This window comes from Clostridium sp. UBA7791 (assembly GCF_002480755.1).
Classification (GTDB): domain Bacteria; phylum Bacillota; class Clostridia; order Clostridiales; family Clostridiaceae; genus Clostridium_J; species Clostridium_J sulfidigenes.
The window spans coordinates 154,076-170,395 of record NZ_DLCT01000011.1 but is presented as its reverse complement, the minus strand read 5'-3'; the positions used below and the strand labels follow the sequence as shown (position 1 = coordinate 170,395).

General features: G+C 29.7%; 17 protein-coding genes. 1 reads left to right on the top strand and 16 read right to left on the bottom strand.

Annotated features, from left to right (window positions below; all coding sequences use genetic code 11):
- Positions 1-5: 5 nt before the first annotated feature.
- The 13 genes from B3Z56_RS14655 to B3Z56_RS14595 all read right to left on the bottom strand — a co-directional run bounded on the left by B3Z56_RS14655 (position 6) and on the right by B3Z56_RS14595 (position 12,579).
- Entirely contained in the window at positions 6-953 is a 948-nt protein-coding gene (locus tag B3Z56_RS14655) for a type I phosphomannose isomerase catalytic subunit (RefSeq protein WP_346879100.1), read from the bottom strand.
- Between the two features lie 70 nt (positions 954-1,023).
- Positions 1,024-2,142: an amidase domain-containing protein gene (locus B3Z56_RS14650; RefSeq protein ID WP_346879099.1), complete on the bottom strand. Its 1,119-nt coding sequence runs from the start codon at positions 2,140-2,142 to the stop codon at positions 1,024-1,026.
- A 35-nt stretch (positions 2,143-2,177) separates the two neighbouring features.
- Entirely contained in the window at positions 2,178-3,110 is a 933-nt protein-coding gene (locus B3Z56_RS14645) for a M15 family metallopeptidase (RefSeq protein WP_346879098.1), read from the bottom strand.
- Between the two features lie 124 nt (positions 3,111-3,234).
- A complete protein-coding gene (locus tag B3Z56_RS14640; RefSeq protein ID WP_346879097.1) occupies positions 3,235-3,744 on the bottom strand; it encodes a methylated-DNA--[protein]-cysteine S-methyltransferase in 510 nt (169 codons plus the stop codon).
- A gap of 211 nt (positions 3,745-3,955) precedes the next feature.
- Entirely contained in the window at positions 3,956-4,291 is a 336-nt protein-coding gene (locus tag B3Z56_RS14635; RefSeq protein WP_346848764.1) for a hypothetical protein, read from the bottom strand.
- A gap of 97 nt (positions 4,292-4,388) precedes the next feature.
- Positions 4,389-4,748: a DUF1667 domain-containing protein gene (locus tag B3Z56_RS14630; RefSeq protein WP_035134767.1), complete on the bottom strand. Its 360-nt coding sequence runs from the start codon at positions 4,746-4,748 to the stop codon at positions 4,389-4,391.
- A 1-nt stretch (position 4,749) separates the two neighbouring features.
- A complete protein-coding gene (locus B3Z56_RS14625) occupies positions 4,750-6,000 on the bottom strand; it encodes an FAD/NAD(P)-binding oxidoreductase (RefSeq protein WP_346848763.1) in 1,251 nt (416 codons plus the stop codon).
- 12 nt (positions 6,001-6,012) lie between these two features.
- Positions 6,013-7,440 (bottom strand): NAD(P)/FAD-dependent oxidoreductase, encoded by a 1,428-nt coding sequence (locus B3Z56_RS14620; RefSeq protein WP_346879096.1) that lies wholly within the window; start codon positions 7,438-7,440, stop codon positions 6,013-6,015.
- Positions 7,441-7,619: 179 nt separating this feature from the next.
- Complete coding sequence (locus tag B3Z56_RS14615) at positions 7,620-8,063, bottom strand: GNAT family N-acetyltransferase (protein ID WP_346848761.1); 444 nt, start codon at positions 8,061-8,063, stop codon at positions 7,620-7,622.
- A 26-nt stretch (positions 8,064-8,089) separates the two neighbouring features.
- Positions 8,090-9,586: a glycerol kinase GlpK gene (gene glpK / locus B3Z56_RS14610; RefSeq protein WP_346848760.1), complete on the bottom strand. Its 1,497-nt coding sequence runs from the start codon at positions 9,584-9,586 to the stop codon at positions 8,090-8,092.
- A gap of 249 nt (positions 9,587-9,835) precedes the next feature.
- On the bottom strand, positions 9,836-10,393 hold the full coding sequence (locus B3Z56_RS14605) for a glycerol-3-phosphate responsive antiterminator (protein WP_150845407.1): 558 nt from the start codon (positions 10,391-10,393) through the stop codon (positions 9,836-9,838).
- A gap of 125 nt (positions 10,394-10,518) precedes the next feature.
- The gene (locus B3Z56_RS14600) at positions 10,519-11,823 is read right to left on the bottom strand and encodes a hypothetical protein (protein ID WP_346879095.1); all 1,305 of its coding nucleotides are present in this window, start codon (positions 11,821-11,823) and stop codon (positions 10,519-10,521) included.
- A gap of 96 nt (positions 11,824-11,919) precedes the next feature.
- Positions 11,920-12,579: a CPBP family intramembrane glutamic endopeptidase gene (locus B3Z56_RS14595; RefSeq protein WP_346879094.1), complete on the bottom strand. Its 660-nt coding sequence runs from the start codon at positions 12,577-12,579 to the stop codon at positions 11,920-11,922.
- A 594-nt stretch (positions 12,580-13,173) separates the two neighbouring features.
- On the opposite strand from B3Z56_RS14595, the gene B3Z56_RS14590 reads away from it, so the two are divergent.
- On the top strand, positions 13,174-13,680 hold the full coding sequence (locus tag B3Z56_RS14590) for a ferritin-like domain-containing protein (protein ID WP_346879093.1): 507 nt from the start codon (positions 13,174-13,176) through the stop codon (positions 13,678-13,680).
- Positions 13,681-14,063: 383 nt separating this feature from the next.
- Here the strand turns inward: B3Z56_RS14590 and B3Z56_RS14585 are convergent, their stop codons facing one another.
- The 3 genes from B3Z56_RS14585 to B3Z56_RS14575 form a co-directional block, all read right to left on the bottom strand.
- The gene (locus tag B3Z56_RS14585; protein WP_346848754.1) at positions 14,064-14,438 is read right to left on the bottom strand and encodes a hypothetical protein; all 375 of its coding nucleotides are present in this window, start codon (positions 14,436-14,438) and stop codon (positions 14,064-14,066) included.
- Between the two features lie 1,015 nt (positions 14,439-15,453).
- Complete coding sequence (locus B3Z56_RS14580) at positions 15,454-15,651, bottom strand: hypothetical protein (RefSeq protein WP_346876312.1); 198 nt, start codon at positions 15,649-15,651, stop codon at positions 15,454-15,456.
- Positions 15,652-15,939: 288 nt separating this feature from the next.
- Positions 15,940-16,119, bottom strand: coding sequence for a hypothetical protein (locus tag B3Z56_RS14575; protein ID WP_346848750.1), 180 nt, complete (start codon positions 16,117-16,119; stop codon positions 15,940-15,942).
- Positions 16,120-16,320 lie beyond the last annotated feature (201 nt).

Genomic DNA, 16,320 nt, shown 5'->3' with positions numbered 1-16,320 from the left:
TTATTTTAAAATATATGGCTTTTTATTAACTTCATATCACCTATTAAAACATATTCACCTAAATATGCTGGTATTAGAAAACTTTCCAAAATAGATATGTCAATAAATTTTCTAAGTCCTTCATCAACAAAGCTAATTTTACCTTTACCTTCTACACAGGTAAATACAAAAAACTTGTTTTTATCACTAGTTTCACTATAGCTTCCTTTTATATTGTATATATCTATATTAAATTTTTCTGAATTCATATGATTTTGTATTACTAAATCATTGTTTATACATAGCCTCTTAGGTGTACCATTAAAATTAACTACATCCAACGCTTTGTCAATATGAAGTTTTCTTCCTCGGTTATAATCATAAACTCTATAGGTAATATCACTATTTTGTTGTATTTCTGCTAGTAATATGCCTTTTCCTATGGAATGAAGTAATCCAGGTTCTATTATAAATAATTCTCCAGGCTTAACTGATATTTTATTCATGCAATCTTCCACAGTATCATTCTTACAACTTCTTTTGAATTCTTCCTTTGTACATCCTGTTGTACCAACAATTATTTCTGCGCCCTCTTCGCAATCTATAATATACCAAGCCTCAACCTTACCATTATCATTTTCTACTCTATGAGCATACTCATCATTGGGATGTACCTGCACAGATAGATTCTCATTAGAATTTATAATCTTTATAAGTAGTGGAAAATCCCTATCTGTAAATTTATCTATATATATCTTATCTCCTAAAATTAAGTTTTTATATTCCTTAATTATCTCAATAAGTGCTTTTCCTTTATATTTTCCATTACTAATAATACTCATTCCATTTTTATGACAGGCAATTTCCCAGCTTTCTCCTATGTTTCCTTTAGGAAGATTTATTCTATAATCTTCTAGCTTTCTTCCTCCCCAAATTTTTTCATAATATAAATTTTCAAATTTAATAGGATACATATTGCCCTCTAATATAAATGTTTATATTTTAAGGTATGCTATGTATCCTAATAAGGTTAATTAAATATTTTTAATAATGAACTCTTATAAGCCAAAATTTAATATTTTTATCACTCCAACCCAAATCCCAAGGCACATCATTTCTATCAGTATTATGACAAGTAACTAAAGCATAACCTCTAGAATCTGCATTGGTTACAGTAGATATATGTTTAATATCACCTTTTTTCTCATAAGCAACAAAATCTCCTGGCATAAGTTGATAGGAAGCTTTATATACCTTATCATAGGTTCCATGAGCTATTACTGAAGCTCTTCCACTATATACCCAATAACTCTTAAATTTATCCGCATTTACCCAAGATGCTGTAGCTTCTCCTTTAGAATAATTCCATGATGAATTTTTCTTAAATTTACCACCCTCATGCAATATCTGTGAAGCAAAGTTAGCACAATCTCCACCTTCAGGATTAAAATTTCTATAATCTTTATTGTATTTATAACCAAATTCTTCTTCAGTAGCTGCTCCACAATATTTATTAGCATATTCTACAGATGCTTTCCTTCTTTCATCTAAATTTGAGAAATCTTTAGGTTCTTGAGCTAAAATAAATTCTTTTACATCATCTACTTTTATTTTTTCTAAATTTAAAGAATCTGCAAAGGGATCTGTATACCACTCCTTATTTATTAAGAAATTGTCCCCTTTATTTATTAAAGTAAGTACATGATAAGTCCCTATCCTAGCTGCATTAACCTCTTCTAGTCTATCTTCATAAACATACCTATATTCTGTAGAACATGTAAAGTTAACTTTGAATCCATTATCCTTTTCACTTATACGATTTACAACTACCTTAGGAAGTATTTCTGTAATTTTAACCCCTTGTTTCTGTTCCCAATTGTGAAGATAAATCATCTTTTTCTCTTCATTTTCATAGGCCCATGTACCATACTTAGTTCCCATATCATAAACGGACTTAATGCTTTCTTCTTCTCCAGTTACGATGGCTCTATTACGCTTTGCAATAGTTTCTTCAATGAAGTTCTTAATTTCTAGTTTTACTTCTTCATCTACATCTTCAGCATTAGCTCTAGAAAAAAAAATATTTGCAATAATAATAGCTAGTAATATTCCAAATATCAACTTCCATGTAAGTATCTTTTTTATGGATCTTATAATGTTCATAAAGGTCCTCCTCATTTTAGCTCTTTAGTTAATTATTAATTTAAAGTTCCTTCAATAATATTAATATAATTATCTATTTTTATATCTCTTGGTACTTCACCAAACCAATCCATATCTTCCTTAAAGGTTTCTCCAAAGTATTTTGCCTTTATTAACACCTCTGGTCTATATTCAAAATGAAGAATATCAAAATGACCCCATTTTCCACCCCATACAAAGTTATTTTTTTCAAAAGTATCTACTAATTCCTTAGGATAAGATAACATCCTCTTTTCTCCAGCATCTCTAGATGCCCACTTCCAATAGTCACTAGGATTACTATTGATATCAATAGCTATTCCATAGGCATGAGGACTCAGCTTTCCTGTACCTGATATAACTCTATAATTAAAAGTTCCATTAATAGGATTTAAAAGAGATGATACAGCTCCATTTCCTAATGATAATTGTTTTAACTCCTCCATAGCCTTCTTTAAACTTTCTGCAGCTCCATTATTTTTATTAAATTGATAGTTTTTATAAGGTGCAGGAACACTTATAAGGTTAGATGATACTTCTCTTTCACTACCTCCATAAACTTCATTTAAAAGATTATAATTTCTAAATCTACCTGGATCTCTATTTATATCTAAAAGCTTATCAGGCATAGTAAGAGGATAAATATCTTCTAGTATATCTTGAAGGTCTGCATTATCCATTTTTCCGTTAAAATCCTTAGATTGTTTATCATCATAGAGTATTTTCTTTCCTGAATCTGTTATTATAAATACCTTTCCTTCTTCACTTTTTTCAACTCCAGTTATGAACTCCGGATATGCCATCATTAAAGTTAGAATATCTTGTTTCATTGTAGTATTATAATTAATTTCATTATTCTCTTCTATATCATCTGCAAATACTTTCATATTATTAATGAAAGTAACTAATATAGTTAAAATTATAATTCCATATAAAAAAAACTTTTTCATATATATCCTCCTAGCAAAGAACCTAACACAAAAACGACTTACGGTCTTATTTAAAATAAAAAATAGGCTAAAAATATCCTTTAGCCTATTTTGTGTAAATATACAATTATTTATGACTGGTAAATTAATGAGTTTTTTTTAATAAATTATCCTTATTATTTTTTTCAAATTCTAAAAGCTTACTTTTTATATCCGTATGATTTCCTGCATATCCTACTAATTTTCCACTTTTTCCAATTACTCTGTGACATGGAATTATTATAGGAAATTCATTTGCTCTATTGGCCCCACCTATAGCTCTTACACCTTTAGGATTTCCAATTGCTATAGCAATATCGCTGTAACTTCTAGTTTCTCCATAGGGTATATTTATAAGCTCCTGCCAAACTTTATTTCTAAATTCTGTAGTCCTTACTGACAATGGTAAGTTAAAATCTTCCCTTTCACCATTAAAATATTCCTTTAATTGAGTTATAGCCCCTAAGCACCTCTCTTTATTATGTTCTAAACTTCCCTTATTAAGGTTATGGTATTCTTCCCATCCATCTTGAAAAAGCTCTATCTTCACAACGCCCTTTTCATCCATAACCACATATATAGTTCCTATAATAGAGTCAAAGTAATCATACCACATAAAATTCCCTCACTTTCGTTATAAACAGAATTCCTAGCTTCTTTGAAGCTTTACTAACAGAATATTCTTAGTGTCAGTATTTTTGATACTTAGAAATCATTGTCCTTTAGGTAAAATCGTTATCCAGGACTAGTCGTCATCAGATAAAATTAAAAGATGTTAATATATATATTAACATCTTTTCAATTACTTTATAACATGTTTTATATTATTATAGTCCTGATTGTAATCTGATTTCTTCTTCTACTTCGGTTTCTATGAGGCATAAATCTAATCTAGAGTTTATATACTCAGTTTTTAATTTCATATAGTTGCCCCAGGTACATATACTACAATCTAAAACATCTATAAGCTCATCTATTAAGCAACCAACTTCCTGTGCTCTTTTAAGGGCATCTTTAATATCCCTTTTGTTAGCAATGGTAATACAGTTCACGCTGCTTGCTGTATCAACTAAGATTTTATAGGAACCTATAAGTCTACATAATTGATCTATAGTAAAACCTAGATCTCTTCCATAACTTTCAATAATTCTTCTCTGTGCCATAAACTCCTACCTTAAAAATGCTTCATTGTAAATATATTATTCCAACCTATAAATTATTATTCTAAATCTCTATTATTTTTAAAATATATTTACTATCCTACTCTATATTCTTCTTTAAGTTTCTAGTAGCCACCACATCTACTCCAGTGCCTAGAATGTCCTTCACTATGATATCTCCCATAGAAATTGGAGCCTCTATTTCTATAGAATTTAATACTTCCATAGCTTTAAAATTTAACTCTTTAGGAATAGGTGTTTTTGTTTTTACTGGTATAACAGGGAGCTCACCATCTTTAACTTTTACTGTGGTAGTTATAACTCTTACAGGATTAGTTACTTCATTTATCCCGTAAATTTCACCTCTTTTGCAAGTGTTTCCTGTAACCTCTTTTGTTTCAGTATTTACCTTTAAATGACATCCCATAGGACAACTTATACAAATTAATTCTTTTATCATATTATTCACCATCCTCTAGAGAAATTGTTATATCTCCTGTAATCTTTTCTAATTGAGTTTTATTAAGTAAAATCTTTTCCATTTCCGATGGTGCTAAGTGATTTCTTTTAAAGCTAGAGATTATATCCTCACCACATCTAACCACAATCCTCTTATTATGATATATATTATTTACCCTCATAAATATGGTTAATTTATCTTCTACAGCCTCTACATTTAATCTTTGGGGAACAGTATAATTAATTCTTTCACCATTTATTATATTTACATAATTCCCCTTGTCATCTTTACCTTTAATATATTTGGCAGCACAAAATCCAGCATGTTTAGATTCTGCACTAACAAAGTCTACTAAATCATGAACATGTACTACATTTCCACAGGCAAATATTCCTTCTACAGAAGTTTCCATGCTTTCATTCACTATAAGTCCATTTGTTCTTCTATCCTTATCAATACCAGCCTTAGAAGATAACTCATTTTCTGGTATTAGTCCTACAGATAATAATAAAGTATCGCAATGAAACTCAATTTCAGAACCTTTTATTGGCTTTTTGTTTTCATCTACTTTAGCAATTACCACTTTTTCTAATCTCTTTCTTCCTACAACTTTAGTTACGGTATGTGATAAATAAAGTGGGATATCATAATCATTTAGGCACTGAACAATATTTCTATTAAGTCCGTTAGAATAAGGCATAAGCTCTACTACAGCCTTAACCTTTGCACCTTCTAAAGTCATTCTTCTTGCCATAATAAGACCTATATCACCTGATCCTAGAATCACAACTTCCTTTCCTGGCATATATCCTTCCATATTGATATATCTTTGAGCAGCTCCTGCTGTAAACACTCCTGAAGGTCTATCCCCTGGCATATTTATAGCTCCTCTAGTTCTTTCTCTACATCCCATAGCAAGAATGATAGCTTTTCCCTTTAGTATTAAATATCCATCTTCCTCATTTATCATATGAATCTCTTTATTTTCTTTTATTTCTAATACCATGGTATTAAGTTTAACTTCAACCCTAGTATCACTTATCATATGGATAAATCTTTCAGCATATTCAGGCCCTGTAAGCTCTTCTTTAAAAGTATGAAGTCCAAAGCCATTATGAATACATTGATTTAGTATTCCTCCAAGCTCTCTATCTCTCTCTACTATTAATATTTTCTCTACTCCATTATTATAAGCTTCATAAGCTGCTGCAAGTCCCGCTGGACCTCCACCTATTACTATTAAATCATACATAAATGTTTCCTCCTACTTAGTTCTTCCAATTAAAATATATGAGCCATCGCTTTCTTGAACTATATCTTCCATTGGAACATTTAACTCTCTTGCAATTATTTCTTGAACTCTAGGACCACAGAAGCCACCTTGGCATCTTCCCATACCTGGTCTACACCTTCTCTTTACTCCATCTAGGGTTACTTTTCCAAAGGATCTCTTTATACTATCTATAATTTCACCTTCTGTTATACTTTCACATCTACAGATTATCTTTCCATATCGACTATCCTTTTTTATAAGTTCTGCCTTTTTTTCACTGGATAATTCCATGAAGTTAATTTGCTTTCTAGTATTTTTAAAATTGTCTTTTAACTCAGCCTTAAGTCCGGAATTTTTTAGAATTTCTACCACATCTAAAGCTACCGCTGGTGCAGAAGACAATCCTGGTGATTTCATTCCTGCCACATCTATAAAGCCTTTAACGTCCTTAGCTTCTCCTACAATAAAATCTCCACAATCTGGATTTGCTCTAAGTCCTGCAAAATTTCTTATACTCTCTCTATAATTAATTTTATCTGTGGTTCTCACAGCAGTATTTTTAATAAACTCTAAGTTTTCAGCTGTAGTTGCAACATTATCTTTATCCTCTACACTTTCTGCATCTGGACCTACTAACAAATTTCCATGAACTGTAGGTGTCACTAATATACCCTTTCCAAATTTTGAAGGACATTGAAATATGGTGTGACTAACTACATCACCTTGGCTCTTGTCCATAACAAAATATTCTCCCTTGATAGGATTTATCTTAAAGGTTTCTTTACAAACTAAATTGTGTATTTTATCAGCATAGACTCCTGATGCATTAATAACATATTTGCTTTCTATAACTTCACCTTCAGCTGTATTTATAATAAAATGTTCTTTCTTTTCTATACCAATTACTTGTTTATTTAATTTAACCTCTCCACCATTTTCTGCTCCATTTTCCACAAGAGCTATTGTATATTCAAAGGGACCAACAATTCCTCCTGTTGGTGCATATAGTGCACCCACAACCTTATCACTTAAATTAACCTCTTTTTCCAGGACTTCCTCTCTATTTAAAATTTGTAGTCCCTTAACACCAATTTTATTTCCATTGTCATATAATTCTTTTATAGTTTCCATATCTTCTTCATCAAATCCAATTACTAAAGAGCCATTTCTTTTAAAAGGTACTGATAACTCATTACAAATTTCTTCAAACATTTCATTACCCTTAAGGTTATACTTTGCCATTAAAGTTCCTACCTTAGGATCATAGCCTGCATGGACAATGGCTGAATTTGCCTTGGTTGTCCCCATGGAAACATCATTTTCCTTATCTATTATTGCTACCTTTAAATCATATCTCATAAGCTCTCTAAATATCGAAGCTCCAATTACTCCAGCACCTATTATAGCTATATCATACATTAAAATTTCCTCCTTTAATCACAAAAAAGACAAGCCAAAATAAGGATATAACTCCTTATTTTGTGCTTGTCTCTAAATCTCTTATCAGCACTAATATTTCATTTACACTTATAGTATATCACTTTTTTAAAAAAGTGTCCATGAAACTGCTCTTTAGTTATTAAACTTAAAGGTCAAATCTATTTTTTATATAACATTTCTACGTGAGGAATATCATCTTCTAAGTACTCCTCTGATACTTGTTTAAACCCAAGACTTCCATAAAATCCTTTTATATAAACTTGACCAGATAATCTAATTTCAGTAGAATTAAGTTTCTCTTCTATAAACTTAATAGCTTCTAACATGATTTTTCTACTTAGACCTTTATTTCTATGAGTCTCCTTAACTAATACCCTTCCAATAGATATCTCATCATAAGAGATTCCCTTATTAACTATTCGCAAGTATCCTACTACTTCATTTCCTTCTTCTACATACAAGTGATATGAATTATAATCCTTATTATCACAATCTTGATAAATACAAGTTTGTTCTACTACGAATACTTCATTCCTTACCCTTAAAATCTTATACAACTCTTCTGTGGTTAATTCATTAAATTTCTTTATTTTAATTTCCATAGCCTACCTCCATAAAATAAATTTAACTAATCTTCTTCCCATTGTCTAGTCCTTGCTACAGCCTTTTCCCATCCAGCATAAAGTTTTTCTGAAGTCTCTTTATCGCAGTTTGGCGTGTAAGTCTTACTAGCAAACCACTTCTCTGCAATTTCTTCTTTACTCTTCCAAAAACCTACTGCAAGACCAGCTAAATATGCAGCCCCTAAGGCCGTAGTTTCAGATATTATTGGTCTAGTAACTTCTTGACATATAATATCTGACTGGAATTGCATCAAAAATCCATTTCTACTTGCTCCTCCATCTACTTTTAGCTTTTCAATTCTATAGCCAGCATCCTCAGACATGGCATCAATAACAGCCTTTGATTGATAGGCTATAGACTCTAAGGCAGCTCTTATAATATGATTTCTATTAGCTCCACGGGTTAATCCAAAGATAGCTCCCCTTGCATACATGTCCCAGTATGGTGCTCCAAGTCCTACAAAAGCAGGAACTACATATACTCCCCCATTATCCTCTACCTTATTAGCAAAGTACTCGGTATCCACAGCATCAGTTATCATTCTTAATTCATCTCGAAGCCATTGGATAACTGCTCCTCCAACAAATACAGAACCTTCAAGAGCATACTGAACCTTTCCATCTATTCCTATGGCAATAGTAGTTATTAATCCATTTTTACTTCTAATTATCTCATCACCTGTATTCATTAATAAGAAGCATCCTGTACCATAAGTATTTTTAGCACTTCCCTTTTCAAAACACGCCTGACCAAATAAAGCTGCCTGTTGATCTCCTGCTATCCCAGCTATAGGAACTCTAATTCCTCCATTTCCACCTAAGTTAGTGTGACCATATACCTCTGAGGAATTTTTAACTTCAGGTAACATAGATTTAGGAATCTGTAATATATCTAATATTTTCTCGTCCCATTTTAATTCCTTGATGTTATAGAGCATAGTCCTTGAAGCATTAGTATAATCTGTAACATGAACTCTCCCATTAGTAAGCTTCCATACTAGCCAAGTATCTACAGTTCCAAATAAAAGTTCTCCTCTTTCAGCCTTTTCTCTAGCTCCGTCCACATTATCTAAAATCCATTTAATCTTTGTTCCAGAAAAATATGCATCAATTAATAATCCTGTATTTTCTTTTATATATTCACTAAAACCTTGATTTACTAACTCATCACATATATGAGCTGTTCTTCTACATTGCCATACAATTGCATTATATATTGGCATCCCTGTGTTTTTATCCCATACAATAGTAGTTTCCCTCTGGTTAGTTATTCCAATAGCAGCTACATCCTTTTGTGATATATTACACTTTGCCATAACCTCTTGAAGCATAGAGTACTGACTACTCCATATCTCCATAGGATCATGTTCTACCCATCCTTCTTTAGGATATATTTGTGTAAATTCCTTTTGACTCACCCCTAATATGTTTTGTTCCTTATCAAAAATTATAGCTCTAGAACTTGTAGTTCCTTGATCTAATGCAATTATATAATCTGCCATTTTAATCCTCCATCCATAAATTACTTAAATATCTATGTTTAAACAGAATTCTTTGCTTCAGAGGGAGTCTTTACTCCCTCTGAAGCTTAGAAATCGTTATCCAGGGACGTAACAGCTCTTTACTCCCACTTTGAAGAAGGTGGGAGTATTAGAGCTGGTAGTCATCGGATAAAATCATTCTTATCAATAATAAAAAGGCACATAAAACTAGCATTCTAGTCTTATGTAGCCTCTCTCATCACTCTTAGCCTACATAGCCCAAATTTCCTCTTTTGTAGTGGATACACAGGTTGCTCCTGATTTTAAAGCTGTAATTATTTCTTCCTTACTTTCAATAAGTCCTCCAGCGACTATAGGTTTATTAGACTTTTCTGCAAGTTTTTCTATAACCTTTGGTATAACCCCTGGTAATATCTCTATAGCATCACAGGCCTCTCCTAGATGCTTTATTGCATTATTTAGTGAAAGAGTATCAAAGATAAATACTCTCTGTATTGCTAATAAGTCATAAGCCTTGGCATATTTAATTACCTGAGGTTTTGTACTTATTACACCTTTAAACTGAGTTTCTTTCTTTAAGTACTTTATTCCAACTTCTCTATTAGTAATACCATCTACTAAATCAATATGAACTATACCTATCTTATTTTTAGAATTTATCTTTTCACTTATTTCTTTAATATTAAGTATATCGCCAAATAGGACAAATATTACCTGAACATCTGAATCTAGTACTATATCTAGTTCACTCTCATTCTTAACTGCTGCTATTATAGGATTTTCCTCTAATAACTTTATTAAATCCATACTTAACTCCCTTTCGGAACTGTTTTAACATGTTTTTTTAATTATTACATGTTTAAATTTTTTTGTCAATTCAGCTAAAATTTTATTTTGATAACCTCAGAAATTATAATTAAAGTCATCATCACTTAATTATATTCATCATTAAGGGGTTCTGTTGCTTTAGAGTTTCTTATACAAACGATATATTGAAAAAAATCTAACATGCTTGCTTCTAGCTCTTTACCATCAATACTATTAAACATTGGTGTTTCTGAAAAAGGTGTATTCTCACCCGTTAATTTATAAATATTTAAATTGCCTTCCAATAAATTATTAGTTTCCTTGATTTGTGGATAAACAACATGGAGCTCATTGGTGGTATAGCCACCATCTCCTGATTTAGCCATTCTCTCACAACTATCATAATTATATATCACTGTCAAAATCTTATCTTTAAATATTGAGTCATCAGAATTTAAATATGCAGCAAACCACATCTTATCTTTTTCTTTACTTTGAAATGTATGGTTAAGTCCCCACTGTCCATAATATTTCCCCTTAGGTAATTCCTTTTGAAGAGTTTGAAAATTTTCATATATCATTTTATCTCTAGTATTATTCCAATCCACTTGATCTTCAATATGATTATCTATATTCACTTTATTTAATATGTTCAAATTTGCAAGGTTAAAACCAGTAAAGTTTTCTCCAAGATACTCTCTATACATATCTTCCTTATTTTCTATATCCTTTTGCAATTCCTTTGAATATTGAGCAAAAGTTTCATCAAATTTATCTAAATCATTAAATGTACTTTTAATCCTATCTATTACTGCTTTTACTTCTTCAGGAGCTTCCTTTTCTGGTAAAATATCTACTATAAACCTATAGGCATTAATTGGTTGATGTTCTATATCCACACCTATAACCTCTATTCTACTCTCTTTAGGTAGAGTATTATTATACTCATATAATTTCTTCCAATGGTTATAACCATCTTTATTCCATCCAAATGTTCCTTTTAGTGGCTTATATATATCTTCTAATATTTTTATATCCCCAGTATCTAAATACTTATTTATAAAATAAGTATCGCTATAGGGAAGTTCACATAAATAGTATTTAAAATCTGTTTTTTCTTTAAAATATTTTAAGAATTTCATGTTTAATTGTCCATTAGTCTTAGTGCCATGAAGCTCTGCAGTAAAAAAGATTTCCTTTCCCTCTATATCTGAATCCATAATGTCTAAATCTTTAAATTCACTTTCATCTTCTAAATCTATAGCACTATAGTTTTCTTTTAAATACTCTTGCATGATTTTTCTATTCTCAGGTGATTGTTCTAAACATTTATCAGAAAATTCAATTGAACGCTCCTCTTTCTTACATCCAGTTAATAATATACCTAGTATTAAGAAAATTGACAGTAATCTTAGACTAATCCTTTTCATAAAATTTTCTACCCCTTCAGTATAACAATTTAATAAGTAATATAATCGTTAATAAACGTATACATTTTAAGCTTAATAGGTTGTTAGGATAAATAATTATACCTTGCCTACTAACACTGGCCAATAATCTAATAGAGCATGTACTAAAATAGGAACTATCAAAGAATTACTCTTTTTATATAATAAAACAAATATTGCCCCAACCGCAGTGTATCCTCCAAAAGTTGATATAATAGCACTGAAAGATTGAATACCTGAATAATTATTTAGAATAATTGGAAGAGTAGCATGCATAGCACCCCACATCATACCACTAATTATGACAGCTAAATAGGTAGGTAGCTCTTTATCTAATTCTGTAAATAAGTATCCCCTAAAAATAAACTCTTCTACAAATCCTATAGTAATTAGAAAAAATAATGGTTTATATATACCTGCTAGTGAGAAATCACCTTTAATAAAAAATATTCCTATATAAATTGCAAATAAAATACAAGCAATTATTTTGCCATTTCTCGTTGTTCCAGTTATATTTAGTGATTGTTTTTTTCTAAGCATAATTGATATAATAATTATTACAATAAGTAAGTTAGCTAGAAAATCACCTAATAATTGTATCCCAACATTTGATATAGTGATGTTTTTAACACCTATAAGTAAATCATTATTATAGAAGTATTTTACTAGGAAAAAGAAATACACCATATATATACCTATAAGAGTTATGGGATATATAATTTTTTTATTAATTTTCATCTAAAGTCTCCCCTTTTTATGTATTTTATAATTTAAGTTGGCTTAATTCCAGTGTTGTCAGTTAAAAATAGCACATAAATTTAAGTTACAGCTTAAGTTGAATTTTTACCATGACATGACTTAAATTTATATGAGATTCAATTATTAGATCTAAATTGCTAAACCCCACCTCAGTTTATTATGGATTTTAAATTATCAACTTTTATAAACTTAAATATGTTTTTAATTAAAAAGTATAATTTTTATAAATTAAGTATATGACTTCCATATAAGAATAGTCAAGGCATCCTCTCATTAACTTCCCTTTGCAATTTTTTCTTATACCCCTTCTCTTATTCTTAGCTTCTCGTCTTCCACATTTCCGGCATCCCACTCCATTTGAACCTTTTATACAACTAGGATTAAGCCTTTTAGATAAAAACTACATTGTAATGTGTATATCTTTTTTATTAGTAACCCATCAATCTCAAAGACCATAGGCTACACCTTTAGATATATGTTATGTTATTTTTTCAATAATAGTAATAAATAACTCTCACTAAAATATATTTATCCCCATATTATATATGGTAAAAATTTTTAAGGAGATATGCTATGGAAGCTAAGAATATATATAAAGTAGATTTACCTTATCCAGAAATAGATTGCACGGATAAAAATAAATCTTATGTACACCTAATACAACTTAACTATGCTGGTGCTATTTCAGAACTAACTTCTGTAAATCAATATATATATCACAGCCTAGCTATGTCTGAAAAATTTGAAGATGTATCCCATTGCTTAAAGGCTATAGCTATGGTAGAACTGGAGCACCTAGAAATCTTGGGGAAACTTATCATAGCTCTTGGTGGAAATCCTAGATTTGAAATCAATAAAGGACATTGGTCACCTAAATTTATTGAATATGGCTCAAATCTAGCCTCCATGCTTCGTGAAGATATAGACGGTGAAAAAGCCACCATTAGACAATATAAAGAAACTATAAAATTAATTAAAGATGAAAAAGTTAGGGAAATACTTGAAAGAATAGTAAAGGACGAGGAAGTTCACATTAAAACTTTAGTTTCACTTTATAATGAGGTCTGTAGAAGAAGGTAGGCTACTGCTCTGAATTAAAAAGAGCCTATTATAGAATGTATATAATCACTCTGTAATAGGTTCTTTTTCATTAATCAAAATACTCTTCTTTTTAATTTCAGCTTATGCTAACCCTATTGCTAGAAAAACAAAATATAGTAATATCAAAACAATTGTATTATTACCAATAAAAATATCCAAGATACTTACTATTATGCAATATAATCCACCATAATTAAATATTTTTTTGGATGTCTCCTCATGTTTTTTCTTACTTATATTTTTATATCCATTTATGTACAACAATTTAACAATTTTTGTAGACATATAAAAAATATTACACCAAAAATTATAAGAAATATTTTAATTCCTATAACCATTTTATTCCTCAGTCTAAAATAATATTAATTTCTATTCATTTTCATTAGAATAATATTTGCAAAATAATTAATGTATTTTGCAAATATCAATGAAGTACCTACTGAAAATAATGCAATACCAATAATCAATGTAATCTGTTTATCTCCTCCAATAAACCCTACAACAATACCAATTATGCCCAATAATATAAGTATTATTGAATAAATCATATATTTTTTAATGCTAGCCTCTTTTACCGCTTCTTTACTTTTAATTCTCAAAATAATAAAATGCGCAATACCACTAAGTGCTATATATAATATTAACATAATTGGCCATGACCATTGAAATTGTATTGCAATACCAACAGATATTATTCCTGGAAGTAATGCTTCAAATATAACTCTGATTACTTTCATGCTATCTCTCCTAGATTCTATAATGTAAAATTGTTAAAATTTAGAGTTGTGTTTGGAAATAATGGGTTGCTGAATGTCTTATTAATCCCGGAATTTTTACTCTACATCCATTAATTAAAAATGCGAATATACATTTTCCAAAACTTCTGGAAAAGCACCTACTGTTTATTTCTTTATTACTGCTTTAGATATTTAGCAAATGCATCTATACTACACATAATTTTGATTATTCCATTGAATAATTAAGGTAAAATCATGTACGCACTTATAAGGGTGGAAATCAAAGAAAAGATAAGTATTGAAAGCACTAAAATTAGTTTTCTCCTAATACTAATTTTTGTTTTCTTTATCTTATATTTTTCCTTCTTATATTTAAAAAACTCTGACAGACTAAGTATTATCAGTAATGTTATGTATGTTTGAACACCTAATACCCTAGCTTCCCATGGAGTAAAAATACAATTCTTAAGATAGCCAAAAATAGTTAAAGAAAAAAAACAAATAAAGCAAAATAAATATACAATTGACATTATATTTTTAAAATATAATACTTCATTGAAAGCATCCTTATTAATATTATCACTATCACATAAGTGTATTGAAAACATAAATTCATTAAAACAGTAGAAGGTAAAAAAACAGGTTAAAATTACAGTAAATCCTGATAAATAATTCATATTATGATTTTCATCCTCCACTTAATCTAATATAAATGAGTCTTTAAAATCACTAAAAGTCTTACCATATATGTAGTAATTTATATTACCAAAACATTATCTTATTCTTTATTACTAGAATATATTACATATGTTATCCCTAGTGACATCCCCAATGCAATTGAAAAGCTTTTAAGAAAATCTACTCCCCCCTGACTTAAATAAATAGTCAGAGCCTATACCAATAATAAAAAAAATCACTAATAACTTTATAAACACAATGATTTTTTTCTTTCACAATTTTATACTCCACTTCATACATAATATTTACTATACTAACTATTTTATTGTTTATAGCTCTATAAATGAAATAAAATATCTATTACCTCTTTAATAATTCCACAACGGCAACTTCTATAAATTCCAATTCCTAACGCTATGGCTCCAACTATTGTTAAAGTTGTTCCTAAAGTAGCACTTACCCCATCTTGAAATGCAAAATAAAAACATCCTATTCCTATGAATATAAACACTAAACAAGCCAGTACTTTTTTCATAATACATACCTCACAAATAAATATATGATTTCACTTATAATATATAAACTCCTTAGATTAACTAAATTTGTGAAATTATCATAATGTAATAATAATATTATAAGACATGGGGTTATATATTATATGAATAAAAAAAGTCAGAAAAGAACTAGACTTAAATACTAATATTTAATAAATAAAAATATTCAAAAAACCCACAAACCCCCACGGTGCCAACAACTAGTTATATAGTTACCTAGGATCATATTTAACTAGTTTCCTATATAAAATTTTGTATATTTAAATAGTTTAATTTTCTTTAATCTTCTCTCGTTGTACGAAAAATGAAGATATTATACTTGTTAACATTCCAACTACAAAAATACCAACGAGTAATCCTGGTACTGGTTTCTGGAATACAACAAATAATAACATTATTGTCAAGACTGTTATTTCTATAGAAAGACCTAACCACATTACTTTTTTCATTATCTTTTTTCCTCCTTTCAAAGGCTAAACTACTAAAATTGAGTTTTTTCTAATATTAAATTTTGTTTTCTTAATTTTATTTTTTATTATCTATACCTAAACAGATAACCCAAAATATTACATATAAAACTGTGAAAAGCCCTATTATTGTAGTACGCATAGTATCTGTAAATGCAGAATTTGAACATACATAAGCCAACA